The 24,468-nt window shown below is 74.7% G+C and carries 25 protein-coding genes and 1 tRNA gene; 13 read left to right on the top strand and 13 right to left on the bottom strand.

Annotated elements, in window-relative coordinates:
* Positions 1–67: 67 nt before the first annotated feature.
* Genes AC07A6_RS08675 through AC07A6_RS08665 form a run of 3 tightly spaced genes read right to left on the bottom strand, consistent with a single transcriptional unit; the run spans position 68 to position 4,136 of the window.
* Positions 68–1,402 (bottom strand): AAA domain-containing protein, encoded by a 1,335-nt coding sequence (locus AC07A6_RS08675; protein WP_362461810.1) that lies wholly within the window; start codon positions 1,400–1,402, stop codon positions 68–70.
* A complete protein-coding gene (locus AC07A6_RS08670) occupies positions 1,399–2,970 on the bottom strand; it encodes a hypothetical protein (RefSeq protein ID WP_478776566.1) in 1,572 nt (523 codons plus the stop codon). The genes AC07A6_RS08675 and AC07A6_RS08670 overlap by 4 nt, the downstream gene beginning before the upstream one ends.
* Complete coding sequence (locus AC07A6_RS08665) at positions 2,958–4,136, bottom strand: hypothetical protein (protein WP_478776565.1); 1,179 nt, start codon at positions 4,134–4,136, stop codon at positions 2,958–2,960. The genes AC07A6_RS08670 and AC07A6_RS08665 overlap by 13 nt, the downstream gene beginning before the upstream one ends.
* A 128-nt stretch (positions 4,137–4,264) precedes the next feature.
* Between AC07A6_RS08665 and AC07A6_RS08660 the strand changes: the two genes are divergently transcribed.
* Both AC07A6_RS08660 and AC07A6_RS08655 read left to right on the top strand, forming a co-directional pair.
* Positions 4,265–4,861: a histidine phosphatase family protein gene (locus tag AC07A6_RS08660; protein ID WP_362461802.1), complete on the top strand. Its 597-nt coding sequence runs from the start codon at positions 4,265–4,267 to the stop codon at positions 4,859–4,861.
* 43 nt (positions 4,862–4,904) lie between these two features.
* Entirely contained in the window at positions 4,905–5,246 is a 342-nt protein-coding gene (locus tag AC07A6_RS08655; protein ID WP_362461799.1) for a VOC family protein, read from the top strand.
* Between the two features lie 423 nt (positions 5,247–5,669).
* Here AC07A6_RS08655 and AC07A6_RS08650 read toward each other — a convergent pair whose 3' ends face one another.
* On the bottom strand, positions 5,670–6,992 hold the full coding sequence (locus AC07A6_RS08650) for a tetratricopeptide repeat protein (protein ID WP_478776564.1): 1,323 nt from the start codon (positions 6,990–6,992) through the stop codon (positions 5,670–5,672).
* A gap of 281 nt (positions 6,993–7,273) precedes the next feature.
* Between AC07A6_RS08650 and AC07A6_RS08645 the strand changes: the two genes are divergently transcribed.
* Both AC07A6_RS08645 and AC07A6_RS08640 read left to right on the top strand, forming a co-directional pair.
* Positions 7,274–7,723: a hypothetical protein gene (locus AC07A6_RS08645; RefSeq protein ID WP_362461794.1), complete on the top strand. Its 450-nt coding sequence runs from the start codon at positions 7,274–7,276 to the stop codon at positions 7,721–7,723.
* Positions 7,724–7,748: 25 nt separating this feature from the next.
* Complete coding sequence (locus tag AC07A6_RS08640) at positions 7,749–8,633, top strand: spermidine synthase (RefSeq protein WP_478776563.1); 885 nt, start codon at positions 7,749–7,751, stop codon at positions 8,631–8,633.
* Between the two features lie 7 nt (positions 8,634–8,640).
* Here the strand turns inward: AC07A6_RS08640 and AC07A6_RS08635 are convergent, their stop codons facing one another.
* A complete protein-coding gene (locus AC07A6_RS08635; protein WP_362461788.1) occupies positions 8,641–8,856 on the bottom strand; it encodes a hypothetical protein in 216 nt (71 codons plus the stop codon).
* A gap of 1 nt (position 8,857) precedes the next feature.
* Between AC07A6_RS08635 and AC07A6_RS08630 the strand changes: the two genes are divergently transcribed.
* From AC07A6_RS08630 to AC07A6_RS08610, 5 genes are all read left to right on the top strand, one after another.
* Positions 8,858–9,103 (top strand): hypothetical protein, encoded by a 246-nt coding sequence (locus AC07A6_RS08630; RefSeq protein ID WP_478776562.1) that lies wholly within the window; start codon positions 8,858–8,860, stop codon positions 9,101–9,103.
* Positions 9,104–9,282: 179 nt separating this feature from the next.
* Positions 9,283–9,972, top strand: a complete 690-nt coding sequence (locus AC07A6_RS08625) for a response regulator transcription factor (protein ID WP_128636943.1) — start codon at positions 9,283–9,285, stop codon at positions 9,970–9,972.
* A gap of 70 nt (positions 9,973–10,042) precedes the next feature.
* Positions 10,043–11,425 (top strand): sensor histidine kinase, encoded by a 1,383-nt coding sequence (locus AC07A6_RS08620; RefSeq protein ID WP_478776561.1) that lies wholly within the window; start codon positions 10,043–10,045, stop codon positions 11,423–11,425.
* A gap of 186 nt (positions 11,426–11,611) precedes the next feature.
* Complete coding sequence (locus AC07A6_RS08615; RefSeq protein WP_478776560.1) at positions 11,612–12,289, top strand: NADPH-dependent F420 reductase; 678 nt, start codon at positions 11,612–11,614, stop codon at positions 12,287–12,289.
* A gap of 109 nt (positions 12,290–12,398) precedes the next feature.
* Positions 12,399–12,695, top strand: coding sequence for a hypothetical protein (locus AC07A6_RS08610; protein ID WP_478776559.1), 297 nt, complete (start codon positions 12,399–12,401; stop codon positions 12,693–12,695).
* On the opposite strand, the gene AC07A6_RS08605 is transcribed toward AC07A6_RS08610, so the two are convergent.
* Positions 12,643–13,926 carry an MFS transporter gene (locus tag AC07A6_RS08605; RefSeq protein ID WP_478776558.1) on the bottom strand — a complete coding sequence of 428 codons (1,284 nt, stop codon included), beginning with the start codon at positions 13,924–13,926 and terminating at the stop codon, positions 12,643–12,645. The two genes, AC07A6_RS08610 and AC07A6_RS08605, sit on opposite strands and share 53 nt — an antisense overlap.
* Before the next feature lie 159 nt (positions 13,927–14,085).
* Here AC07A6_RS08605 and AC07A6_RS08600 point away from each other — a divergent pair, with 159 nt between their 5' ends.
* Positions 14,086–15,078 (top strand): LacI family DNA-binding transcriptional regulator, encoded by a 993-nt coding sequence (locus tag AC07A6_RS08600; protein ID WP_478776557.1) that lies wholly within the window; start codon positions 14,086–14,088, stop codon positions 15,076–15,078.
* A gap of 62 nt (positions 15,079–15,140) precedes the next feature.
* Here AC07A6_RS08600 and AC07A6_RS08595 read toward each other — a convergent pair.
* The 4 genes from AC07A6_RS08595 to AC07A6_RS08580 form a co-directional block, all read right to left on the bottom strand.
* Positions 15,141–15,213 (bottom strand) — tRNA-His (locus AC07A6_RS08595).
* A 105-nt stretch (positions 15,214–15,318) separates the two neighbouring features.
* Entirely contained in the window at positions 15,319–15,921 is a 603-nt protein-coding gene (gene orn / locus AC07A6_RS08590; protein ID WP_125817272.1) for an oligoribonuclease, read from the bottom strand.
* A gap of 79 nt (positions 15,922–16,000) precedes the next feature.
* A complete protein-coding gene (locus tag AC07A6_RS08585; RefSeq protein WP_125817271.1) occupies positions 16,001–17,176 on the bottom strand; it encodes a helix-turn-helix domain-containing protein in 1,176 nt (391 codons plus the stop codon).
* 376 nt (positions 17,177–17,552) lie between these two features.
* Positions 17,553–17,939 carry a hypothetical protein gene (locus AC07A6_RS08580; RefSeq protein ID WP_478776640.1) on the bottom strand — a complete coding sequence of 129 codons (387 nt, stop codon included), beginning with the start codon at positions 17,937–17,939 and terminating at the stop codon, positions 17,553–17,555.
* 416 nt (positions 17,940–18,355) lie between these two features.
* Here AC07A6_RS08580 and AC07A6_RS08575 point away from each other — a divergent pair, with 416 nt between their 5' ends.
* Positions 18,356–18,886: a universal stress protein gene (locus AC07A6_RS08575; protein WP_362461766.1), complete on the top strand. Its 531-nt coding sequence runs from the start codon at positions 18,356–18,358 to the stop codon at positions 18,884–18,886.
* A gap of 99 nt (positions 18,887–18,985) precedes the next feature.
* Positions 18,986–19,552 (top strand): GPR1/FUN34/YaaH family transporter, encoded by a 567-nt coding sequence (locus AC07A6_RS08570; protein ID WP_478776556.1) that lies wholly within the window; start codon positions 18,986–18,988, stop codon positions 19,550–19,552.
* Between the two features lie 102 nt (positions 19,553–19,654).
* Here AC07A6_RS08570 and glmS read toward each other — a convergent pair whose 3' ends face one another.
* The 3 genes from glmS to AC07A6_RS08555 all read right to left on the bottom strand — a co-directional run bounded on the left by glmS (position 19,655) and on the right by AC07A6_RS08555 (position 22,819).
* The gene (gene glmS / locus AC07A6_RS08565; protein WP_362461760.1) at positions 19,655–21,472 is read right to left on the bottom strand and encodes a glutamine--fructose-6-phosphate transaminase (isomerizing); all 1,818 of its coding nucleotides are present in this window, start codon (positions 21,470–21,472) and stop codon (positions 19,655–19,657) included.
* Positions 21,473–21,546: 74 nt separating this feature from the next.
* Positions 21,547–21,822, bottom strand: coding sequence for a hypothetical protein (locus AC07A6_RS08560; RefSeq protein WP_007264192.1), 276 nt, complete (start codon positions 21,820–21,822; stop codon positions 21,547–21,549).
* Between the two features lie 106 nt (positions 21,823–21,928).
* Positions 21,929–22,819: a DUF4429 domain-containing protein gene (locus tag AC07A6_RS08555; RefSeq protein ID WP_362461757.1), complete on the bottom strand. Its 891-nt coding sequence runs from the start codon at positions 22,817–22,819 to the stop codon at positions 21,929–21,931.
* A 63-nt stretch (positions 22,820–22,882) separates the two neighbouring features.
* Between AC07A6_RS08555 and AC07A6_RS08550 the strand changes: the two genes are divergently transcribed.
* Complete coding sequence (locus AC07A6_RS08550) at positions 22,883–24,463, top strand: beta-N-acetylhexosaminidase (RefSeq protein WP_478776555.1); 1,581 nt, start codon at positions 22,883–22,885, stop codon at positions 24,461–24,463.
* The last annotated feature ends 5 nt before the right edge of the window (positions 24,464–24,468 follow it).

Here is a 24,468-nt window from a genome sequence, read left to right as displayed (position 1 = left end):
GACCGGACCGGATCCTCGCACGGCCCGCCCGCCCGGGGCACGCCGATTTCCGCCCCTGGTGCGGCGCCTACGGCCGCCAGCGGACGCGGTGTTCGGCCAGGTGGGCCAGGACCGAATGGTTCGCCTCCCAGCCATCCGGGAACTTGACCGTCACGCCCAGCTGGACCGGCTCCGTCGACGGGTGGTCGTCCAGCAGCTCCGCTATCCCCGCCCGGGCCACCACCACGCAGGCGTGCCGGTGCCGGGAGGCCAGGACGCAGAGGCGGCCCGTCTCCAGGTGGAACGCCGTCGCGTCGGGGCGGCCCGACAGGGGGTGCAGGACCACCGTGAGGTCGTACTCGCGGCCCTGGAGCCGGTTCGCCGTGTCCACCGTGACCCCCGTGACGCCGAGGGACGCCAGTGCCGCGCGGACCGCCGCCGCCTGGTCGCGGTGGGCGGTGCCGACGGCGATGCGGTCCGGGGTCAGCGGCGAAGGGGCGGGGGAGCGCTCGTCGGAGGTCACCGCACCCCGGTCCAGCGCCCGGCGCACCACCAGGGCCACCGCCCCCACCGCCTCCGGGTCCGTGCGCGGGGTGTGCCGGGCGGGCAGCTCCAGCAGCCCCCAGCCCGACGCGGCGGCCTCGTCCAGCACCCGGTCCGGGCCCGAACCGTCGCCCGCGACCCCGTACGCGAGGCGCCGCTCGCCGGGGCCGGTGCCGCTGCGGAACTGCGAGTACGGGTAGAAGGCGCGCGAGACCAGCGGCGCCGCCGTCGCCGGGAGCCGCCACGACACCGGCAGCCGGTGCTGCGGCAGCCCCGGGTTGTGCGCCAGGAGCGTGGAGACCGCCGACGCCGAAGGGTCGTACGACAGCCCGGCCCACTGCTCCGCGCCGACCACGCTGAACGGGTCCAGCTGCCCCGGGTCGCCCACGAACAGCGCGCGCTCGAACAGCCCGGCCACGGCCAGCAGCGCGTCCGAGCGCATCTGGTACGCCTCGTCGACGATCGCGTGCTCCCACGGCGCGTCGGCCTTCACGTACGCCCACTTGGCGGCCGTGGAGATGGTGACCGGCAGCTCCGCCAGGTCCGCCGGCTTGGCGGACAGGGTGACCGACGGGAGCCCGCGCAGCGCCGGGTCGTAGGCGTCGCCGTCACTGCTGTGCAGCCGGCCCACCTTCAGCTCCGGATCCTTCTCGGCGAGCCGCAGCACCAGGTCGTCGACCTGGGCGTTGGTCTGCGCGACCACCATCAGCCGGCGCCCGGCGGCGGCCAGCTCCCGGGCCGCCCGCACCACGAGCGTCGACTTGCCGGCACCCGGCGGGGAGTCCACCACCACGCCCCGCTCGGTGCCGTGCAGGGTGTCGCGGAGGATGGCGGCGGTGGCCCGGTCGGCGGCCGCGCCCGGGTCGAAGGCGGTGGTCACAGCAGGTCCTCGTCGGTCACGGCGTCCATGGTGGGGGCGGTCGCGGAGCCCGGCGGGCCGCCGTGCGTCCACGGGGTGTGCTCCGGATCGGGCAGCTTCGGGCCGCCGCGGGCGTCGTGCTCGAAGAGGGTCCAGCAGTCCCGGTCGCCCTTCTCCGGCACCGAGCCCGCCACCGGCTCCCGGCCCGCGCCCATCTTGTCGAGCACGCGCAGCACCAGCTGCCCGTCCTCCTCGTACCGCACGAACTCGAAGGCCTGCTGCCGCCCGTCCAGCGAGCGGAACACCTTCCCGCCGCCCGCGTCCGCGAGCTGCGGCCGGTCCTCGGTCGCCACCGTCACCAGCGGGCGCGGCCGCGGGCGCCTGCCCTCCGACCACTCCATCAGGACCTCGGTGACCTCGCCGGCGAAGGCCTCGCCCGCGAACCGCCGGCCGGCCATGACGAGGGGGTCGTCCAGCGCCTCCTGCGCGTCGAGGCGGACCTGCTCGGTCTCCCGCGTGGCCAGCTTCTGGGCGGCCGTCACCACGTCGTCCCGGCGCGGCTGCGGCGGCTCGCCGGCCCGGACCCGGTCGCGGTGGCCCGTGAAGGACCAGCGGTCGCGGGTCCAGCGCTCCTCGGTCCGCTCGCCCGGCGGCAGGGTGCGCATCAGGTCGACCGCCGCCCAGGTCTGCCACCAGGCGGTCTCCATCTGGCTCAGCACCAGCCGCCGGACCGCCCGTTCGGCGAGGCGCGCGTGATCGCCGTCGCGGGGCTCGCCGGCCGCCCGGGCCGCGTCGAACTTCGCGATCGCCGGTGCGAGCAGCTTGTTGTCGAAGGCCGGGTCGGTGGCCGGGCCGGCCGGCGGGACCTCCAGCTGCCCGTCCGCGTCCCGCGCGAGCTCCACGCGCAGCGCGAACTCGGCGCCCGAGAGGCCCTCCGGCGGGTCGATCCAGCCGAGCAGCGCCCCGAGGTGCTGGTCCTCCAGGTTGCTCTGGCCCGTGGCCCAGTGCCGGCCCAGCAGGTCGGTGGCGGACAGCAGCATGGAGGAGCCGGGGACCCGGGAGCGTTCGGCGAGGTGCGTGAACCAGCGGCCGAGCAGCGGTACCTGGGTGGGGGCCGGGTACGGGTTCTCCGGGTCCTCCTCGGCGGTCCGGCGGAACCGCATGGACCGGCCCAGCAGGCGCACGTACTCGATGCCCGCCCGGCTCGGCACGACGATCTGCGGCGCGTCCACGCACAGTTCGGCCTCGACCTTGACCTTCTTGCCGGTCTCCGGGTCGGTCTCGGTGCGCTCGGCCGGCTCGACGACGTCCGTGTACGCGTCCACGTACGCCATGACGTGCACGGCCAGGTCGGCCAGGAACCGCCAGCGCAGGTCCCGGTCGCGCGGCTGGGGTATGACGAAGATCCGCGGCTCGTGCCGGTCGGTGCCCAGCATCGCGCCCAGCGGGGCGCCCGCCTCGCCGGCGGTGGTCAGCGGTACGAAGACCAGCGGCCGCTCGCTCAGGTGGCGGTGCCGCACGGTCGCGAGCGGCTGGGCGCGGCCCGCGCGGACCGCCTCCAGCCGGGCCAGGGTGCTCAGCAGGGGCATTCGGGGGTCTCCGGGGCCTGGTACGGGGGTCGGGCGGCGGCAGAGGCGAGCGCCTCGGCGCGCAGCCGGGCCGCCTCGCGCAGGGCGGCGGCGGTGGGGTCGGGGTCGGTGCCGGTGCAGGGGCCGGCTCCGGCGGCCGCGGCGAGGGCGGCCTCGACGGTGGTCAGGCCGCCCAGCTCGCCCCGTACGGAACGGCCCAGCGCGGCCGGCTCCCCGGCGTCGCGGGCCCGCTCCCGGCAGTGGAAGGCCAGCTCGCAGGCGGCGAGGCACTCGGGGGCGTAGGCGGCGGAGACCGCCGAGACGGCCTCGGTCAGTTCGGCGGCGGGCCGGGCGGGGTCGAAGCACAGCCCCTGCGGCAGCCCCTCGGCCAGCTCCTCCACCCGGGTCAGCCGCTCCAGCTGGCGGCGGGTCACCGCCCGCTCCCGGCGTACGTCGACGAGCGCGGCGGTGGGCAGGTTGGAGAAGTCCTTCGGGCAGACGAGCAGCACCTGGTGGCCGACCCGGGCCCCCTCCAGCTTCCCGGCGGTCTGCTCCAGGGCCAGCACGTACACGGCGGCCTGCCGCGCGGCGGCCCCCACCTTCGCGGCGTCGGCGGCCCCGTCGATCATCGGGAACGACTTGATCTCCACCACGGTCCAGCGGCCGTCGGGGTGCACCACGACGGCGTCGGGCTCCAGGTACGCGGGGGTGCCCGCCACCTCCAGGGCCAGCATCGGATGGTCCAGCAGCGTCCACGTCCCCGCGGCGGTGGCCTCCCGCAGGGCCAGCGCCGTCCGCGCGGCACGCCCCTCGGGCCCGGCGGCGGTCAGGTCCGGCACCCGGGAGTCCGGCCCGGGCGGCTCGGCCCCGCCGCCGAGGCGGGCGTGCGTCAGCCGCAGCAGCTCCGCTCCGCCGTCGCCCTTGACCCGGGCCTCGAAGGAGTTGCCGCGGACGATCGCGAACTGCGACTGCCCGAAGGCGGCGGGGGAGCCCAGCGCGGCCGCGAGCGCGGTCTTGTCCACCCCGGCGCCGTCGAGCAGGGCCCGTCTGCCGCAGCCGGGGTTGGCGGCGAGGGCGGCGAGCGCCCGCGCGTCGAGCGGGCGGGGCGGCACGGCGGGGCCGCGCAGGTCGGCGAGCCGCTGCCGCAGTGTCGTCTGGGGCGGGCCGTCGGGCGGGTAGGAGCTCACGGGCGGAAGTGTCCCATCCGCCACTGACAATCGTGGTCATACGGCGGAAACGGTCCGGTCCCCGCCCTTGCGGCCGCGTCGGCGATGATGGACGGACGGTGAACCCCCACGGACCGGGAGAAACACAGATGGCCCCCCGCATCCTGCTGGCCCGCCACGGCCAGACGGCATGGTCCCTGCTCGGCAAGCACACGGGACGCACGGACGTGCCGCTGCTGGAGGAGGGCAGGCTGGGGGCGAAGCGGCTCGGCGAACGCCTGGCCCGGGAACCCTGGGCGGGCCTGCGCGGCCTGGAGGTGCGCACGAGCCCGCTGGTCCGCGCGAGCGAGAGCTGCGACCTGGCCGGCTTCGGGGCCCAGGCCGATCCCTGGGACACCCTGATGGAGTGGGACTACGGCGACTACGAGGGCATGACCCCGGCCGAGATCCAGGCGGTCCGGCCGGGCTGGCTGATCTGGCGCGACGGGGTCCCCGGCGGCGAGTCCGTCGCCGACGTCTCGGCGCGCGCCGACGAGGTCGTGGCCTGGGCCCGTGCGGCGGAGCGCGACGTCCTCGTCTTCGCGCACGGCCACATCCTGCGCACGCTGGCCGCCCGCTGGCTCGGCTTCGAGGCCTCCTTTGGCGCCCGCATCCGCCTGGACCCGACCTCCCTGTCGGTCCTGGGCTGGGCCTACGGCGCCCCTGCGCTGGAGCGCTGGAACGACACGGGCCATCTGGAGGGCTGACCCCAACTCGGTTGCGGCCGAACGGGGTTGGGATGATCGGGCCATGACGATCTCATCGGTGGTACTGCGGCGGCGCGTGGCCGACCTCGAAGACGCCGTGGCCTTCTACGCGAAGCTCACGGGCGAACCGGTCGTCCGGTTCGCCTTCGCCGGCCTGGAACTGGCGAGCACCGGGCCGTTCCTGCTGTTCAGCGGACCGGACGAGGCGGCCGGGCGGTTCGCCGCCGTGGCGGCCACGCTGACCGTGGCCGGCCTGGACGCCGCGGTGGCCGAGGCCACGGGGGCCGGGGCCGAGCTGATCGCCCCGCCCGCGGACACCCCCAACGGCCGCCGCGCCGTACTCCGCCACCCGGACGGCGCGGTCTTCGAGTACGTCGGCCCCTGACCGCCCGCGCCCGGGCCGTGGGGGACCCCGCGCCCGGCGCACGGCATCGCACGGCCCCCGGCAGAACCGGCCGCAGGCCAGGCCCCGCCTCGGCCGTATCCCGCCCGGGGGCGCGGGGAACTGCGCGACCGGCCGCACGGCGCCGCTCGGGCTCACCAGAGCCGGCCGCAGGCCGTGCGCCGCCCGGGCGGTGTCCCGCCAGGGGCGCGGGGAACTGCGCGCCCGGCCACGTCGCACCCGCACCCGGCACACGGCGCCGCCCGGGCCCGGCAGGCCACACGCCGCCCCGGCCGTGCCCTGCCAGGGGCGCGGGGAACTGCGCGCCCGGCCACAACGCACCCGCAGCCGAATGACGAGGCCCCCGCGGAGCGCCCCCGCACCACCGGAGGCCCCGGCCGGCCGGAGCCGCCGGTCCCGCGACCGCTAGACCTCCGCGTGCCGCGTCAGGAACGCGCCGACGCGCGGGGAGCGCTGGTGGGGGACCAGGGTGCGGGCCGTGCCCGCCAGCATCGACCGGATCCGGGTCGAGCGGACCTCGGCCAGCAGGTCCAGGACCCGGCCGCCCGCCCAGGCCGCCTCGTCGGGCGCGCCCGCCCGGGCCAGGTCGTCGGCGAGCTCCGCCGTGTAGAGGGCGACGTTCCGCGCGAAGTGCGGGTCCTGGAGGTCCGCCGCGCGCCGGGCGTGCCGGGCCGCGCGGGCGTGTTCCCCGAGGGCGGCCCAGCAGCGGGACTCCAGCGACTCCAGTTCGGCCTCGCCGAAGAAGGACATCCACTCCGGGTCGGCGGCCGACGCGCCCCGCGCGAAGTCCGCGTGCGCCCGGGCCAGGGACTCCTCGCACGCCCTGCGGTCCCCGAGCCCCGCCCAGCCGCCCGCCTCCCGCAGGGCCAGCAGCGCCAGCAGCCGGGGCGAGCCCAGTGAGCGGGCCGCGCGCCGGCCCGCCTGGGCCGCCCGTACCGACTCGCGGTGGCGGCCGCGGTCCCGGGCCAGGAAGGCCATGTTGCTGAAGGCGTGCGCCTCCAGGGCCGCGTTGCCCGAGACCCGGGCGGTGGCCAGGGCCTCCGAGTAGTGCGAGCGGGCGTCCTCGAAGCGGCCCGAGTCGTGCGCGAGCCAGCCCACCGAGACGGCCAGCTCCCCGGCCCCCGCGTGCAGCCGGTCCTCGGTGGACTGCCGGGTGGCCCCCGCGTCGAGCAGCGCGTACGCGGTCTTCAGGGGCTGCGCCGCCCGCCGGTAGAGGGCGTCGGCGCCGTGCCGGTCGTCCAGCAGCCGGATCTGCCGCACCGCGTCCTCGACCGCGGCGGCCTCGGCCTCCCCGGCGCGGGAGGGGATCCTGCGGGCGTCGCCGAGCAGGGTGAGGCTGAGCGTCGCGGCCGCCACGGTCGCGGAGCCGCCCGTCATGAACGCGCGACGCAGCACGTCGCTCTCCTTGGAACGCCGGACGAGGTGGGTGAAGGCCGGCGGCGCCGGCAGTGCGCGCTGCGCCCCCCGGCCGCGCACCGCCTCGCGCGGGGAGAAGCCGAGGTCGGCCAGGGTGCGGCCGGGGAACATCTGGAGGAAGACCCGCTCGTAGGCGTAGTTGGGGCACCGGATCTCGCCGGACTCGACCCGGCCGATGTAGCGGGCGTCGCAGGAAACCGTTTCGCCGATTTCCCGGGCCGCGCGGCGGACCATGGCCGCGAACTCGGCGGGGGAGTGCTGTCCGCGCAGGCGGCGGAAGGAGGAGTTGGGTGAGTGGGGGGACGCCGCCATCGACGTGTGCCTCTCTGGACGATCCCAGGTGTCCCGCGGGAAGCAGGACCCCCGTCGATCCCTGTCGGTCTCGCTCCGGAGTCAGGGCTCCGGCGCGCATGAACGTACCGCCAGCGGCGGGTGCTTCATGCGGTGTTTGGCTACAAAACGGATATCTCACCCGCGATCCGCCATGAACTGCCATCCTTTGCGGCGTCTTGCCGCCGCACCCGTTGACGCTTCCGTGCGTTGAACCCATGCGGATACGGATCGAGGAGGGGTTCCCCTTGGTGGAGGCCGGCATGGACAGCATCGGAACGAACACCGCGCCCGGACCCGGCGCGCCCTCCCCGGTCCCGGCTCCGGCCCCGGGCCCGCAGGCCCCCGTCGCGGCCCCGGACCTGGTGACCGTGCCCACCCGCCAGGGCCTGGAGGCGGTGGACATCATCCGGCGCGGCGCGGGCCTGGCCGCCCCCGGCGTCGGCCCGGTCCTGCACGACGGCTCCGGCGACACCCTCGGCTTCCTCGTCCCGCCCGGCACCGCCGACGCCTGGGACCTGCCGGGCAGTGCCTGTACGCAGACCAACGGGCGCGGCATGCGCTTCGGCGACCTCGCCGCCGCGCCCACGGCGGGCGGTACGGGCTGGCTGCTGCCCCCCGACGCGGTGGGGCCGGTCACCGATCCCGAGGTGCTGCGCGCCGCGCTGGGCGAGGCGGCCCGGCTCATCGAGGCGGCCGACAACTGTCGGTGATGCCCTGGCCAGCGATAATGGGGGCGTGGCAGGCAAAGGCAAGGGCAGCAGGAGCGGCAGGGGCGGCGCGATACCGGCCGCCGGACCGGTCTCCGGACAGGTGGGCGGCGGGCTCGCCGAGCTGGCACCGGACCGCGAGCGCTCCCGCGCCTGGACCCTGCTGATCGACGGCGCCCCGCAGTCCCACGTGGACCTGGACGACCCGGGCCACCTGGACTTCGCCTACCAGCGCCGGATCGGCCACCTGATCGACCTGATCGCGCCCGCCCGGCAGCCCCTGAACGTGGTGCACCTGGGCGGCGGCGCCTTCACCCTGGCCCGCTACACGGCCGCCGCGCGCCCCCGCTCCACGCAGCAGGTGGTGGAGGTGGACGGGGCCCTGGTGGCCTTCGTACGGGAATACCTGCCGCTGGACCCGCAGGCGCGGATCCGCGTACGGGCCGTGGACGCGCGGGCGGGGCTCGCGAAGGTGCCGGACGGCTGGGCGGACCTGGTCATCGCGGACGTGTTCAGCGGGGCGCGCACTCCGGCCCACCTGACCAGCGGGGAGTTCCTGGACGAGGTGCGCCGGGCGCTGGCGCCCACCGGCTGGTACGTGGCCAACCTGGCGGACGGCCCGCCGCTGGCGCACCTGCGGGGCCAGGTCGCCACGGCCGCTTCGCGGTTCGCGGAGCTGGCGCTGGCGGCGGATCCCGTCGTCTGGCGGGGGAAACGTTTCGGCAACGCGGTGCTCGTGGCCTCCGACCGGGAGCTGCCCGTGGCGGAGTTCACCCGCCGCGTGGCGAGCGACCCGCACCCCGGCCGGGTCGAGCACGGCCGCGCCCTGGCCGACTTCACGGGAGGAGCCGCCCCGGTGAAGGACGCCTCCGCCGTCCCCTCCCCGCAGCCGCCGCCCTCGGTCTTCCGCTGAGGCCCCGCTAGGGGTCGACGGTCTCCACCATCGGCGGGTGGTCGTGCCAGGTGCAGAACACCGACACCTCGCGGCTGCCCTGGGTGAAGGTGACCCGGATCCAGAAGTCCTGCTTCCACACCTGCATCCGCCAGCCCGCCTCCGGCGTCGCCGAGACCAGCCCGGCCGAGGTGGCCCCGAGGTCGAAGACGACCCGGCCGCCCGACACCGAGTAGCTCTTCACCGTGCCGGACCCGCCGCCCTGGCCGCCCTCCGGGCCCGGGCTCCGGCCGGGCGCCGGCGCCTGCTTCGACCGCGCGGGCGGCGAGGGGGCGGCCCCGGCCCGGTCCGACGCGGACGCGGAGGGCGACGGGGACGCGGACGGGGAACCGGAAGGCGAGGGCGTCGGATCCGGCCCCGGGGCGGAGGAGGGCGGCGGAGCGGCGTCCGGCGCCCTGGCCGTCAACGGCACCGCGCGCGGGGGATCGTAGGCCGTCCCGGACATGACCGTGTGCACACCCCACCACGACAGGGTCACGGCGGCAGCGGTCGCCAGCACCCAGGCCATGGCATGTACAGGTCCTCGTCGCATCAGGGCACATAGTGCACCACACGTCACAAGGTCGTCCCCGCACCTCCCCGGGTCCCCCGGATGGACTACGGTGCGCCCATGGCTAGTGTGCTCGTGGTCGAGGACGACCAGTTCGTACGTTCCGCCCTCATCCGGCACCTGACCGAGGCCTCCCACACCGTGCGGAGCGTCGGCACGGCCCTGGAGGCCCTGCGCGAAGTCGCCCACAACCGCTTCGACGTGGTCATCCTCGACCTCGGACTGCCCGACCTCGACGGCTCCGAGGCCCTGAAGATGCTGCGCGGCATCACCGACGTACCGGTCATCATCGCCACCGCCCGCGACGACGAGGCCGAGATCGTCCGGCTCCTCAACGACGGCGCCGACGACTACCTGACCAAACCCTTCTCCGTCGAGCACCTCTCCGCCCGGATGGCCGCCGTCCTGCGCCGCGCCCGCGCGGCCGCGGGTGCCGAACCGCCCTCGCGCGTCCTGCGCGTCGGCGGCCTCGCCATCGACCCGCTGCGCCGCCAGGCCGAACTCGACGGCGCCGTACTCGACCTCACCCGGCGGGAGTTCGACCTGCTGACCTTCCTCGCCGGCCGGCCCGGCGTGGTCGTGGCCCGGCGCGAGCTGCTCGCCGAGGTCTGGCAGCAGTCCTACGGCGACGACCAGACCATAGACGTGCACCTGTCCTGGCTGCGCCGCAAACTCGGCGAGACCGCCGCCCGGCCCCGCTACCTGCACACCCTGCGCGGGGTCGGCGTGAAGCTGGAGCCGCCGCTGTGAGGCGGACCCCTGCGGGGCGGACCGCTGCGGGGCGGACCGCTGCGGGGCGGACCGCCGTGAGGCGGACGCCGTGAGGTGGGCGCTGGTCAAGGTGTGCCTCGCGGTCACGACCATGGTGGTCCTGGCCTTCGCCGTGCCACTGGCGATGGTGGTGCGGGAGATGGCCAGCGACCGGGCCTTCTCCAACGCCGAACGGCAGGCCGCCACCATGGGGCCGACCCTGACCGTCACCACCGACCCCGCGCAGCTGCGCCGGGCCGTGGAGTCCACCGAGATGGGCGCCGCCGGACGGATGGCCGTCCACGTCCCGGCGATCGGCGGCGCCGCCGCCGTGGACATCGGCGAGGGCCGCGCCGGGGCCCACGCGGTCGCGGAGACCCGCTCCCTCGGCCGGGCGACCACCGCCCGCGTCCCCGGCGGGGGTTCGGCCCTGCTCCAGCCCATCGCCCTGGGCTCCGGGGACATCGCGGTCATCGAGATCTACGTCCCCGAGAGCGAGGTCAGCAACGGGGTCACCACCGCCTGGCTGGTCCTCGGCGGCGTCGGACTCGCCCTCGTCATCGGCTCGGTGGCCGTCGCGGACCGGCTCGGCGCCCGCCTGGTGCGCCCCGCCGAACGGCTCGCGGACGCCGCGCACCAGCTGGGGGAGGGCAGGCTCGGGGCGCGGGTGCCGGAGGACGGCCCCAAGGAACTCCGCTCGGCGGCCGTCGCGTTCAACTCGATGGCGGACCAGGTCGTGGAACTCCTCGCCAACGAGCGGGAGCTCGCCGCCGACCTCTCGCACCGGCTGCGCACGCCCCTGACCGTACTGCGGCTCAACGCGGCCTCCCTGGGGGACGGCCCGGCCGCCGAGCACACCCGGGCGGCGGTGGAGCAGCTGGAACGGGAGGTCGACACGATCATCCGTACCGCCCGCGAACAGCGCCCGTCCGCCGGCACCGCCACCGCCACCGCCGGCTGCGACGCCTCCGAGGTGATCCGCGACAGGATGGCCTTCTGGTCGGCGCTGGCCGAGGACGAGGGCCGCGAGGTCCGGCTCGCGGGCGTGGACCGCACCGTGCGCATCCCGGTGGCCCGCCCCGAGCTGGCGGCCGCGCTCGACGCGATGCTCGGCAACGTCTTCCGGCACACCCCGGAGGGCACCCCCTTCGCTGTGGACGTGCACGACGCCGGGGACGCCGTCATCGTCCTCGTCTCCGACGCCGGCCCCGGCATCGCCGACCCGGACGCCGCCCTGCGGCGCGGCAACGACGGCGCCCGCGACGGCTCGACGGGGCTGGGCCTGGACATCGTGCGCCGGGTCGCCGAGTCCACCGGCGGCGACGTGCGGCTCGGGCGCTCGGTGCTCGGCGGGACCGAGGTGCGGGTGTGGATCGCGCTGGACGGCCGGGCCCGGCGCGGCGAGGGCGGGGCCCGCGTCCGCCGCGCCCGCCGCAGGCGCCGCGGCGCCTGACGCCAGGCACCCGGCCCGACACCGGACGAGGACGTTCCACGAATCCGGGATCTTGGACGGAGACGTTCCGCCACACCGTGGAATACCGTACGGATCGCGCCAGTTGGGGGCCGGTACACGCCGGTCCCCGGAGCGGCCGCACCCCGCGCCCGGCACGTGCAGAACCGATCCTGATGGGACATCCACATGCGCTACGCAGTTCTCGGCACCGGCGTCGTCGGCCGTACGGTGGCCGCCCGGCTGGCCTCCCTGGGCCACGAGGTGGTCATCGGCACCCGCGACCCGCAGTCCACCCTCGCCCGCGCCGAGTACGCCGAATGGCAGACGGCCCACCCGGCGATCGGTCTCGCGGGCTTCGCGGAGGCCGCCCGCGACGGCGAGGTCCTGGTCAACGCCACCGGCGGCCGGGTCAGTGTCGATGCCCTGGGCGAGGCCGACGCCGCCGACCTGGACGGCAAGGTCCTGATCGACATCTCGAACCCGCTGGACTTCTCCAAGGGCTTCCCGCCCGTCCTGGACCCCGCCAACGACGACAGCCTCGGCGAGCTGATCCAGCGCACCTTCCCGCGGCTGCGCGTGGTCAAGACCCTCAACACCATGAACTGCCAGATCATGGTCGACCCGGCCCGGGTGCCGGGCGAGCACACCGTCTTCCTCTCCGGCGAGGACGCCGACGCCAAGAAGACCGTCCACGACCTGCTGGGCTCCTTCGGCTGGCCGGACCGCGCCATCCTCGACCTCGGCGGCATCGAGACCGCGCGCGGCACCGAGATGCTGCTCCCGGTGTGGCTGCGCGTCATGGGCGCCCTGGGGCACTCGGAGTTCAACTTCCACATCCAGGCGGCGGACGCCCCCTCCGCCTGACCGCCGCCGGCCCCTGGCCGCCGCCCCGCGCCGCTGCGCCGGACGGGGGCGCAAATGTTGCCGCGCCCCCGTACCGCGCCGAGGGTGGCCGTGACGGAAGGAGCCACGCATGAGAGTCATGCTCAGGGCCCACATGGACACGGCCGCCACCAACGAGGGCATCAAGACGGGGGGCCTGCCCCAAGCGATCAAGAAGCTCCTGGAGAAGGTCAAGCCGGAGGCCGCCTACTTCGGCCTCCACGAGGGCGTGCGCTCCTGCTGGATCGTCTTCGACCTCCAGGACAGCACGCAGATGCCGTCGCTGACCTGGGACCTGTTCCACGAGTTCAACGCCGAGATCGAGGTCGGCCCCGTCATGACCCCGGAAGACCTGGCGAAGGCTCTGGGAGCGCTGCAGTCCTCGTGACGGCGCCCCCGGCGGCGGACCCGAACCGGACCCGCCCCGCGGCCACCAGCCCCAGCAGGGCCGACGCGGCCACCGCCCCGCACGACACGGCGAACGCGGCCCGGTACCCGTACGCGGCGGCCAGCGGGCCGGCCGCCGCCGCGGCGAGGGCCTGACCCACGATCAGGCCGCTGCCCAGCACGGTCATGGCCTCGCCCATCCGCTCCGCCGGGCCGGTCCGCTCGACCAGCCCGAACAGCGCGATCAGGTGCGGGGCCACGGCCAGCCCGATCCCGGCCACGGCCGCCGCCGCACCCCACAGCCCCGACACCGCGAGCAGCGGCAGCGTGAGCAGCGCCTGGATCCCGACCGTCCACCGCAGCCGCACCGGCAGGTCCGCGCTCCCGGGCCGGGCCACCGTCACCAGACCGGCGACCGAGCTGGTCACCGCCATCCCGGCCCAGACCAGCCCGGCCGCGCCGCCCTCGCCGAGCGAGCCCGCCAGCGCGTTGACCCCCGTGTTGGCCCCGCTGAACGCGGCCCCCTGCAGCACGGCCATCGTGAACAGCAGGGCCAGCCCCGGCGACCACAGCCGTACGCCGGCCCGCGCGCCCGCCGCTGCGACCGGCCCGGGCGCGCTCGGGTGCAGGGCGAACAGCGTCCCCGACACCAGGATCAGGAGTGCCGCCAGCACCAGCGCCGAGGCCGGGTGCACGGTCACCGCGAGGATCCCGGCCAGCGCGGGCCCCACCACGAAGCCGACCTCGTCGAGGGTGGTGTCGAAGGACAGCGCGGAGCCCAGCAGGGCCCGGTCCTCCCCGGCCAGCCGCGCCCACCGGGCCCGCGCCAGCGGCCCCACCTGCGGGACGGTCAGCCCGGCCGCCACCGCCAGCGCCATGCGGGCGGCCAGCGGCAGCCCGGCCAGCACGGCCGCGACCAGGGCGCACAGTACGGCGGAGTTGGCGGCGCAGGCGACGAGCAGCACCGGGCGGTGGCCGCGCCGGTCGGCCAGCCTCCCGATGACCGGGCCGCCCAGGGCCTGGCCCAGCCAGAGCGCAGACGCGACGGCGCCGGCGTCGCCGATGCCGTCGCGGTCGTTGATCAGCAGCAGCGTCCCGATGGGGCAGAGCGCGGCGGGCAGCCGGGCCAGGAACGCGTGTACGGGCAGGGCGCGCCCGCCGAGGGCGAACACCCCGCGGAACCCTGCGGGAGCGGCCCCGGCCACGGGCCGGGACGCGGTGGAACGGGACATGGGGGCAGCCTCCAGCCGCGCGCCGACCCTCCCGTTTCTCCGGCGCGCACCGTTGCCCGTCGGCCGTGACGCTAGCCATGGAACGCCCGCTTCGGAAGCCCTCGCGCACACGGGCCGTCCGGGTCTCCCCTCGGGGTAGATTCGCAGCGGGAGGCAGCCATGAACGGTCACGGGCGCGGGCGGGGACGGCCGACCCTGGAGGAGGTCGCCCTGCGGGCCGGTGTCGGGCGCGGCACCGCCTCCCGGGTGGTCAACGGCTCGCCGGGGGTCAGCGAGCGTGCCCGGGCGGCCGTCGAGGCCGCCGTCGCCGAGCTCGGGTACGTCCCCGACCGCGCGGCCCGGGCGCTGGCCGCCGACCGGGCCGGAGCCGTCGCCCTGGTGCTGCCCGAGCCGCAGTCGCCCCTGCTCACGGAAGCCTGCTTCGCCGGTGTGCTGCGCGGGGCCGCCGAGGCGCTGGCCGGGGCCGGGGTGGAGCTGGTCCTCGCCCTCGGGGGCGGGGTGCCGGCGCTGTCCGGGCACCGGGTCGACGGGGTGCTGCTGCCGGCGTCGGGCGGGGTGGAGCCGCCGCCGGGGATCCCGGCGGTGGTCGGTGGACGCGGGCCCGGCGCCGGGACGCTGCCGAGCGTGGACTGCGACCACCTGGGGGGCGCCGCCGAGGCGGTGCGCCACCTGCTGGGGCGGGGCCGGCGGACGATAGCCGCCATCGCGGGCCCGCCCGGGGACGAGGGGGCCCGGCGCCGCCTGGAGGGCTACCGGCGGGCCCTGGCCGCCGCCGGGCACCCGCCGGACGAGCGGCTCGTCGCGGTCGGCGGACCGGGCGAGGACGGGGGCCGGCGGGCCATGCGGGAGCTGCTGGAGCGCCGGCCCGCCCTGGACGCCGTCTTCGCCGCTTCCGACCTGCTGGCGGCGGGCGCCCGGCGGGAGCTGCGCGCGGCCGGGCGGCGGGTGCCGCAGGACGTGGCGCTGGTGGGCTTCGGCGACTCGGCGCTGGCCCGGCACCTGGACCCGCCGCTGACCAGCGTGCGGCCGCCGGCGGAGGAGCTGGGCCGGACCATGGCGCGGCTGCTGCTGGCCCGGATCTCGGGCGGGGGTTCCCGGGAGCGGGAGGAGGTCGTCCTGCCGGCGGAGCTGATCGTCCGCGGGTCGACGTAGGACCGCGGAGCGGGAACGCAGAAGGCCCCGGTCCGCTTCCGCGTACCGGGGCCTTCCCGCAGGGTGAGTGACGGGACTTGAACCCGCGGCCACCTGGACCACAACCAGGTGCTCTACCAGCTGAGCTACACCCACCATGTCCGGTCGCAGAACGACCGGCCGAAGAAAAGGGTACAGGGTGTTGGAGGGTGCTCGCTCCACCTTTCCCCCGCACCCCCCTCCGGAGGGTCTACTCGTCCGTCACTCGTCCGTCACCACGTGCTTGGCGGCGATGGTGCGGGCGGTGTCCGAGTCGGGTCCGGGCTGCGGCACGAAGACCGCTTCCCGGTAGTAGCGCAGCTCGGCGATGGACTCCCTGATGTCCGCGAGCGCCCGGTGGTTGCCGTTCTTCGGCGGGCTGTTGAAGTACGCGCGCGGGTACCAGCGGCGCGCCAGCTCCTTGACCGAGGACACGTCCACGATCCGGTAGTGCAGGTGGCCCTCCAGCGCGGGCATGTCGCGCGAGAGGAACCCGCGGTCGGTGCCGACCGAGTTTCCGCACAGCGGGGCCTTGCGCGGCTCCTTCACGTGTTCCCGCACGTACGCCAGGACCTGCGCCTCGGCGTCGGCGAGGGTCGTGCCGGCGGCCAGCTCGTCGAGCAGGCCGGAGGCGGTGTGCATCTCGCGCACCACGTCGGGCATGGTCTCCAGGGCCGCGTCCGGCGGGCGGATCACGATGTCCACGCCTTCGCCGAGCACGTTGAGCTCCGAGTCGGTGACCAGTGCGGCCACCTCGATAAGTGCGTCGTCCGTCAGCGAGAGCCCGGTCATCTCGCAGTCGATCCACACCATGCGATCGTTCATGCGCCCCACCTTATGCCGAAGGTCCCCCGCACCGGTGCTCTACCGGTGCGGGGGACCTCCTCGCTCCTGCGGGGGACGGCTACGCGTGCTCGCGCAGCACCCGGCTCGGGGCGTACAGCTCGGTCACGCTCGGACCGGAGGCGGCCAGGGCCGCCGCGGCCCGCTGGGGCTGCGGGGTGCGCTGGTGCGGCACCGGCGAGCCCTGCATCTCCGACACCGGGGACACGTCGGCCTGGGGCCGGCGGGCGCGGTAGGCGGAGCGGTAGGCGGCCGGGGAGGAGCCCAGCTGCCGCCGGAAGTGGCCGCGCAGGGCGACCGGCGACCGGAAGCCGCAGCGTCCGGCGACCTCGTCGACCGAGTAGTCGGAGGTCTCCAGGAGCCGCTGTGCCTGGAGCACCCGCTGGGTGATCAGCCACTGGAGCGGCGCGCTGCCGGTGAGCGAGCGGAACCGCCGGTCGAAGGTGCGCCTGCTCATGTAGGCGCGGGCGGCCAGCGTCTCCACGTCGAACTGCTCGTGGAGGTGCTCCAGTGCCCAGGCGACGACCTCGGCGAGCGGGTCGGCGCCGATCTCCTCGGGCAGCGACCGGTCGAGGTAGCGCTCCTGGCCGCCCGTGCGGCGCGGCGGCACGACGAGCCTGCGGGCCAGGGCCCCGGCCGCCTCGCTGCCGTGGTCGGTGCGCACGATGTGCAGGCACAGGTCGATTCCGGCCGCGGTGCCCGCGGACGTCAGCACGTCGCCGTCGTCGACGAACAGCTCGCGAGGGTCGACGTGGACGGACGGGTAGCGCTTGGCCAGCGTCGGCGCGTACATCCAGTGCGTCGTCGCGGGCCGGCCGTCCAGCAGCCCGGCGGCGGCGAGCACGAAGGCTCCCGTGCACAGGCCGACGATCCGGGCCCCCTCCTCGTGCGCCAGGCGCAGCGCGTCGAGCGCTTCCGGCGGCGGTGGTGAGGTGATGGAGCGCCATGCCGGGACGACGACCGTGCCTGCCCGGGCGATCGCCTCCAACCCGTACGGCGCGGTCAGTTCGAGTCCGCCGGTGGTCCGCAGCGGACCGTCCTCCCCGGCGCACACGAGCAGTCGGTAGCGTGGAACTCCCGCGTCCTGCCGGTCGATGCCGAACACGGACAGCGGAATGGAACTCTCGAAGATCGGCCCGCCGCTGAACAGCAGCACGGCGACGATCTCCCTGCGGCGACGCCCCGCGAGCTTCCGGCCCGCGTCTGCGACGACAGCGGCGGTGGAATCCTGGCTCATGGCGCTAAGCCCCCCTTGGGTGTCGCGACTCCTTGGTCTGGTCGCACCTGCACGTTTCCCCTCGGCCTTGCACGTGGATCCCCCGCCGTAAATACATGATCGAATCTACTGCGTCCCGTGGTGTCGGCGTGACAAGTTCAGCACGCAGCGCTATGTCGACTTGGCAACTTGGCGAAAAGCATTCGATCAGGAAGCGTTCCACTCCGCTACCCGACGGGGAACCCCGCGATCCGGCCGTGGCCAGTACCCATGGGGTCGAATCGTCCCCTGTCGCCCGTAGTCGCTGATGGTAGGGGGGTTGGGGGGACATTCCGGCAAGGGAAGCACAGGGTCCGGAAGTTGGCTGAAAACAACCGGGTGTGTACGTGCGAATCGGTCAGTCGTGGGGGGACGCGCCGCCGGAACCGTGGCAGCCGCGGTGCGAACCGGCCCCGGTGCGGGAGTGCCGGCCGCGGTGCCCGGGCGGAAGCGGATCCTCCGACAGCACGCGTGCCGCGGCCCGTTCCGTCTTCTCCGAGTACCGCAGCAGCACCCGGCAGGCGGCCGTGACGGCCGCCAGTCCCAGGGTCGCCACGGCGGCCCCTCCGTACGAGGTCCCGTAGACGACCAGCACGACCGGCACGAGCAGGCAGCTGAAGGCGGCCCAGCGCACGACGTCACCCGCCGGGTCGTCGTGCACCCGTCCGGCGGACTGCACGGACGGGTGAAGCGGAGCGCGCGCGGAGGACGGCGCGGAGCGGGCGGACCGGGCGGACCGCGTCATCGGAGCGGGCTGGACGGGCTGGACGGGGTGAACCGGATGGCCGGGCACGGCGTACTCCCTGCGGGCTCTTCCTGGACGGTCGGACTCTTGTCCAACGCCCCGGTACGGGCCTCGGTCACTGCGCGCACGGGTGGCGCAAGGGCCTCTCGTCACTGGCTGTAGGGGACAGCTGCCATTGCCAAGGCGCCCGCGCTCCGGCATGCTCCCTGGGACGCTCTCCAAGGGCGGCATGCCCTGTGCAGGACAGGAGTGTCGCCGTACCCTGGTGGGTAAGGGCTTGGAAAGATGCTTCCAGGACGGAGTCCGGTCACGCTGCGTCGTCAAAAACGCTCGCGGCCCGGGCCTCCGTCGTCAGAAGATCCGAGCCACTGAAACCGTCCCTGTCGCTTCCCCCGAGGACTCCTCCCCGAGACACCATGGCCGGTCACGAATTCTCCGAACCCGCGGACCGCAAGCGCAAGCACCTCGCCGATTCCGTATCGAGCGACCTGCGCGCGGTGGAACAGACGCGCCATCCCTGCGACCCGGCCTTCCGGCACGGCGTGGTGGTGGGCTTCGACGGATCCACGTCCAGTGAGCGCGCCCTGGCCTACGCGATCGGCATGGCCCGGCGCTCCGGTTCCGGTCTGATCATCGTGCACGTGGCGAACCGGCTGCCCACCACGGTGTGGGCCGGCTGCGAGCCGCCCGTGTTCGTGGACGTCCCCGACCACCGCACCGAGGTGCTCGGCCTGGAGCTGGCCTGCGCGGACTACCTGTCCGAGGTGCCGTGGATCCTCGTCGAGCGCGGGGGTGACATCTGCCACGAGCTGGAGGAGGTCGGCCGGGAGTACTCGGCGGACGCCATCGTGGTGGGTTCCACGCACGGGATCGTCGGCCGGATCTTCGGCTCGGTCGCGGGGCGGCTGGCGAAGCGGGCGCAGCGACCCGTTGTTGTCATTCCGTAACCCGTTGTATGTCGATTGTGCGGTTGTGAACCCCCTTGTAAAGGGTAGATAAATGCTGCTGGGACGCAGCAAACAACTGCAGATCGAAGGGAGCCCGCCGTGGACAATGGTGTCTCTGCGGGAAGCACGGCCTCGACTTCGACCCTGGGGAACATCGCCCTGGGTCTCACCCTTCTCGCGTTCGGTATCGGCCACACGGGTGTCCTCTCGGGTGTGACCGCCGCCAACTCCGTGTCGCTCGCCATGTACGTCGGCGGCGCGGCCCTCTTCCTCCTCGGCCTCCTGGAGTACCGCGGCGGCAACGGGTTCAACGGCACCGCCTTCGCGGGCCTCGGCATCTTCTGGTTCACCTGGGCCAAGGGCGCGGGGGCCACGGTCTCCGACGAGGCGGCCGGAACGTTTCTCGTCCTCTTCGCGATGCTCGCGCTGACCCTGACGCTCGCCGCGTCGAGCGGGCTGTTCGGCCAGGGCGTCTACGCCCTGCTGACCCTCTCCCTCCTCCTGCTGGCCATAGCCGCCTTCGCGGACAGCGCCGGCCTGGCCAAGGCGGGCGGCTGGGTCGCGGCCGTGTCCGGCCTGCTGGCCTGGTACGGGGCCACGGCCGCGCTGGCCAACTGGCCGATGGCGCTGGGCAGGAGCTCCGGACGGGCGGTCGCCGCGGGCTGACGGGCCCGGACCGCGGGACAACGCGAAGGGGTGCCACCGGAGTTCCGGTGGCACCCCTTCCGAGTGCCGTGCCCGCGGGTGCTTCCGCGTGCGCAGTGGCGACTACTCGACCGTGACGGACTTCGCCAGGTTGCGCGGCTTGTCGATGTCCCGGCCCAGGGCCAGGGCGGTGTGGTACGCCAGCAGCTGGAGCGGGATGCCCATCAGGATCGGGTCCAGCTCGTCCTCGTTCTTGGGCACGAGGATGGTGTGGTCGGCCTTCTCCTGCTCGCGGTGGGCGACGGCCAGGATCCGGCCGCTGCGGGCCTTGATCTCCTCCAGCGCCGCGCGGTTCTTCTCCAGCAGGTCGTCGTCCGGGACGATCGCGACCGTCGGCATGGCCGGCTCGATGAGGGCGAGCGGGCCGTGCTTCAGCTCGGAGGCCGGGTAGGCCTCGGCGTGGATGTAGGAGATCTCCTTCAGCTTGAGGGAGGCCTCCAGCGCGACCGGGTAGCCCCGGACGCGGCCGATGAACATCATCGACTTGGCGTCGGCGTACTCGGCGGCGAGGCGCTTGATGTCCTCCTCGCCCTTGAGGATCTCCTCGATCTGCGCGGGCAGCTTGCGCAGGCCGTCGATGATCCGCTTGCCGTCGGTGACCGACAGGTCCCGGATCCGGCCGAGGTGCACGGCGAGCAGCGCGAAGGCCACCACCGTGTTGGTGAAGCACTTGGTGGAGACGACGCAGACCTCGGGGCCGGCGTGCACGTACACGCCGCCGTCGGCCTCGCGGGCGATCGCGGAGCCGACCACGTTGACCACGCCGAGGACGCGGGCGCCCTTGCGCTTGAGCTCCTGGACGGCCGCGAGCACGTCGTACGTCTCACCCGACTGGGAGACGGCGATGTACAGGGTGTCGGGGTCCACGACCGGGTTGCGGTAGCGGAACTCGGAGGCCGGCTCGGCGTCCGCGGGGATGCGGGCCATGCTCTCGATCAGCCCGGCGCCGATCAGACCGGCGTGGTACGAGGTGCCGCAGCCCAGGATCTTGACCCGGCGGATGCCGCGCGCCTCGCGCGGGTCCAGGTTCAGGCCGCCCAGGTGGACGGTGTTGAAGCGGTCGTCGATCCGGCCGCGCAGCACGCGGTCGACCGCGTCGGGCTGCTCGGAGATCTCCTTGTGCATGTAGGTGTCGTGGCCGCCCATGTCGTAGGAGGCGGCCTCCCACTCCACGGTCTCCGGGGTGGCGGTGGTCGTCGTACCGCTGGTGGTGTAAGTGCGGAAGTCGTCGGCCTTGAGGGTGGCCATCTCGCCGTCGTTGAGGGTCACGACCTGGCGGGTGTGCGCGATCAGGGCGGCCACGTCGGAGGCGACGAGCATCTCCTTCTCGCCGATGCCGAGGATGACCGGGGAGCCGTTGCGGGCGACGACGATGCGGTCGGCGAAGTCGGCGTGCATGACGGCGATGCCGTAGGTGCCCTCGATGACCTTGAGCGCCTCGCGGACCTTCTCCTCCAGGCTGTCGGCCTGGGAGCGGGCGATCAGGTGGGTGATCACCTCGGTGTCGGTCTCGGACGCGAAGACGACGCCCTCGGCCTCCAGCTTGGCGCGCAGCTCGGCGGCGTTGTCGACGATGCCGTTGTGGACGACGGCGACCTTGTTCTCGGGGTCCAGGTGCGGGTGCGAGTTGGTGTCGCTCGGTGCGCCGTGGGTGGCCCAGCGGGTGTGGGCGATGCCGGTGGTGCCGGCGAAGCGCTTGGGGACGCGGGCCTCCAGGTCGCGGACGCGGCCCTTCGCCTTGACCATCTTCAGCGCGGCGGCCTTCGGGCTGTTGACGACGATGCCGGCGGAGTCGTATCCGCGGTACTCCAGTCGTGCCAGGCCTTCGAGCAGCAGCGGCGCCACGTCGCGCTTGCCGATGTAACCGACGATTCCGCACATACGGTGTTGCCCCTCCTGAGGTTCGGTGGTCGTGCTCTTCCCCGCGCGGCAGGCCCGGGTCGCCCCGGCCCCTGTCAGCCGTAGACGATGCGGCGCAGCTGCCGGAGCGAGAGCTCCGGTGGCGCCACGGCGCGGTGCGGCAGTTCGGCCGCGATCCGCTCGAAGATCTCGGCGTTGACCGCGCCGCCCGACTGCAGCTCGCGGTGGCGGCGGCGGACGAACTCCTCCGTCGTCTCGTTGAAGTAGGCGAGCACGTCCAGTACCACCCGGGCGGCTTCTCCGCGCTGCAGCGCGGTGCTGCGCACCAGGTGGTCGACGAGGTCGTCATGCGACGGGCGGCGGTCGAGCACCAGTAGATATTGACTGTCCAAGGAGTGAAACGCAAAGATCCTGCCCGATATCGGGCAGGATCTCGCTGGTCTGGACCAGGGAAGGGGAGATTCCGGTACGCCGTGGTCAGAAACGACCCAAAATCGCCGCCTTCGCCGCCGAGAACTCATCGGCGGTGAGGATCCCCGACTGGTGCAGCTCGCCCACCTCGCGCAGCCGCCGCAGCAGGGTGTCGTGGTCCGCGGCCTCGCCCGCCAGCGCCGGGGCCGCGTCCGCGAGAGGCAGAGCCGCCGGCCGGTCCGGTTCGGGCGCGGGAGCCGCCGGATGGGGCATCCGTACCGCCACGGCCGCCGCGACCAGCGCCATCAGCGGGTCCTTCTTGAAGCCGAAGAGCTCCACCGTGCAGCGGTCGTACTTGGGCGCGGGGGCCTTCGCCGCCCCCTCCAGCGTGAACCGCAGCCAGCCGTTGTCCAGCCCCTTCGACGGCGACCAGTCCACCGCCCGCACGTCCGCGACCCGGAACTCGCACGGGCCGCCGGAGCGCTTGGCCTCCTCCGTGGTCCAGTTCCAGTCCAGCACCACCCGGTCACCGTCGAAGGAGGCCGTGGCGTCACCCGCGCCGAACGAGAGCGGCACCGGCGGCCCCGGCATCAGGTACGCGTCGCACGGCCCCGGATCCACCTGGTCCAGCAGCAGGGCGTTGCGGACCTCGTCCACGAAGTACTCCGCGACCCCGCTGCGGTCCGACTCCACCGACAGCCGGTACGGGTCCGAGGCCTCCGGCAGCCGCCCGCCCGTCACCTGCACCAGCGGGTCCGCCCCGTCCCGCAGCCTCAGCCGCAGCCGGCCCGCCTTGCGCCCCGGCTCGTAACTGATCCCCCCGATCGCGCGCAGCGGCACGACCACCTCGCCCAGGTGCTGCCGGAGCAGCCCCACCCCCTTGTCGCGGCCCGGCACGATGCGCACCGTGTCCCCGTCGAAGGTCCAAGTACCGTCCTTCTGGATGATTTCCGCCATCCGGTGATTCTCCCACCGCCATATGCGGCCCGAGGGGGAGCCGTTTGGCCTATACCTGGGCGGATGAGAGCCCTGCGCCGCACGCTCGCCGCCCTCCTCGCCCTGGGTGCCGCCGTCTCCTGCACGGCGGCCCACGGCGACGACGCCAGGCCCCCGCACGCTTCCGCCGTCCTCACCCCCTACGAACGCCTCCTGCCGGCTCCGGTCTCCGCGCGGGCCTCGGGCGGTGCCGGGTACGCCTTCGGTCCGGGCACGGTGATCCGTACCGGGCCGGGCTCCCCGGAGGAGGTGCGGCAGGTCGGCGAGCTCCTCGCGGAGCAGCTGCGCGCGGCCGCGGGGCTGCCGCTGCCGGTGGTCGACGGGGAGGAGGGGGACGGGATCCGGCTGCGGCTGGACGCCCGGGCCCGGGAGCTGGGCGCGGAGGGCTACCGGCTGCGGACCACCGCCTCCGGGGTCACCCTGACCGCGCACGCCCCGGCGGGCCTCTTCCGGGGCGGGCAGACGCTGCGGCAGCTGCTGCCGGTGCGGGGCGCGGGGGAGGTCCCGGGAGGGGACGTCACGGACACCCCGCGCTTCGCGTACCGGGGGGCCATGGTCGACATCGCCCGCCACCACTTCCCCCTCGAACAGGTCAAGCGGTACGTCGACCAGCTCGCCCAGTACAAGATCAACACCCTGCACGTGCACCTCACCGACGACCAGGGCTGGCGCATCGCCGTCGACTCCTGGCCGCGCCTGGCGGAGTACGGCGGCGGCAGCGAGGTCGGCGGCGGGCCCGGCGGCCACTGGACCAAGTCCGAATACCGGGACCTGGTCGCCTACGCGGCCCGCCGCTACGTCGACGTGGTCCCGGAGATCGACATGCCCGGCCACGTCAACGCCGCCCTGGCCTCCTACGCGGAGCTGAACTGCGACGGAAAGGCCCCCGAGCGCTACACCGGGATCAAGGTCGGCTTCAGCTCGCTGTGCGTCGGCAAGGAGCGCACGTACGAGTTCGTCGACGACGTCCTCGGCGAACTGGCCGCCCTCACCCCCGGCCGCTACCTCCACATCGGCGGCGACGAGGCCCACTCCACCCCGGCGGCGGACTACGCGGCCTTCATGGACCGCGCCCAGGCGGTGGTGGCGGAGCACGGCAAGACGGTGGTGGCCTGGCACCAGCTCGCGAACGCCCGCCCGGCGCCGGGCGCCGTCCTCCAGTACTGGGGCCACGACAAAACGGCGGCGGCGGAGAAGACGGCGGTGGCGACGGCCGCCCGGCAGGGCCACCCCCTCATCCTCTCCCCGGCGGACCGCGCCTACCTGGACATGAAGTACGACAAGGCGACGAAGCCGGGCCTGGCCTGGGCCGGCTACGTCCCGGTGCAGCGCTCCTACTCCTGGAACCCGGGCGCCTACCTCCCGGACGCCCCCGAATCCGCCGTCCTCGGCGTCGAAGCCCCCCTCTGGACGGAGACCATCGCCACCCGCGCCGACTGGGAACTCATGGCCTTCCCCCGCCTCCTCGGCATCGCGGAACTCGGCTGGTCCCCGGCGGCCGCCCTGGACTGGCCCGCCTACCGCCTCCGCCTGGCGGCCCAGTCCCCCCGCCTGGCCGCGCAGGACACGGCGTACTACCGGGCGCCGGAGGTGCCGTGGGAGTAGCCGCC

The organism is Streptomyces sp. NPDC044002 (assembly GCF_056434525.1).
Note: the sequence above shows the minus strand (reverse complement) of the source record. Positions and strands in the feature narration are given on the sequence as shown.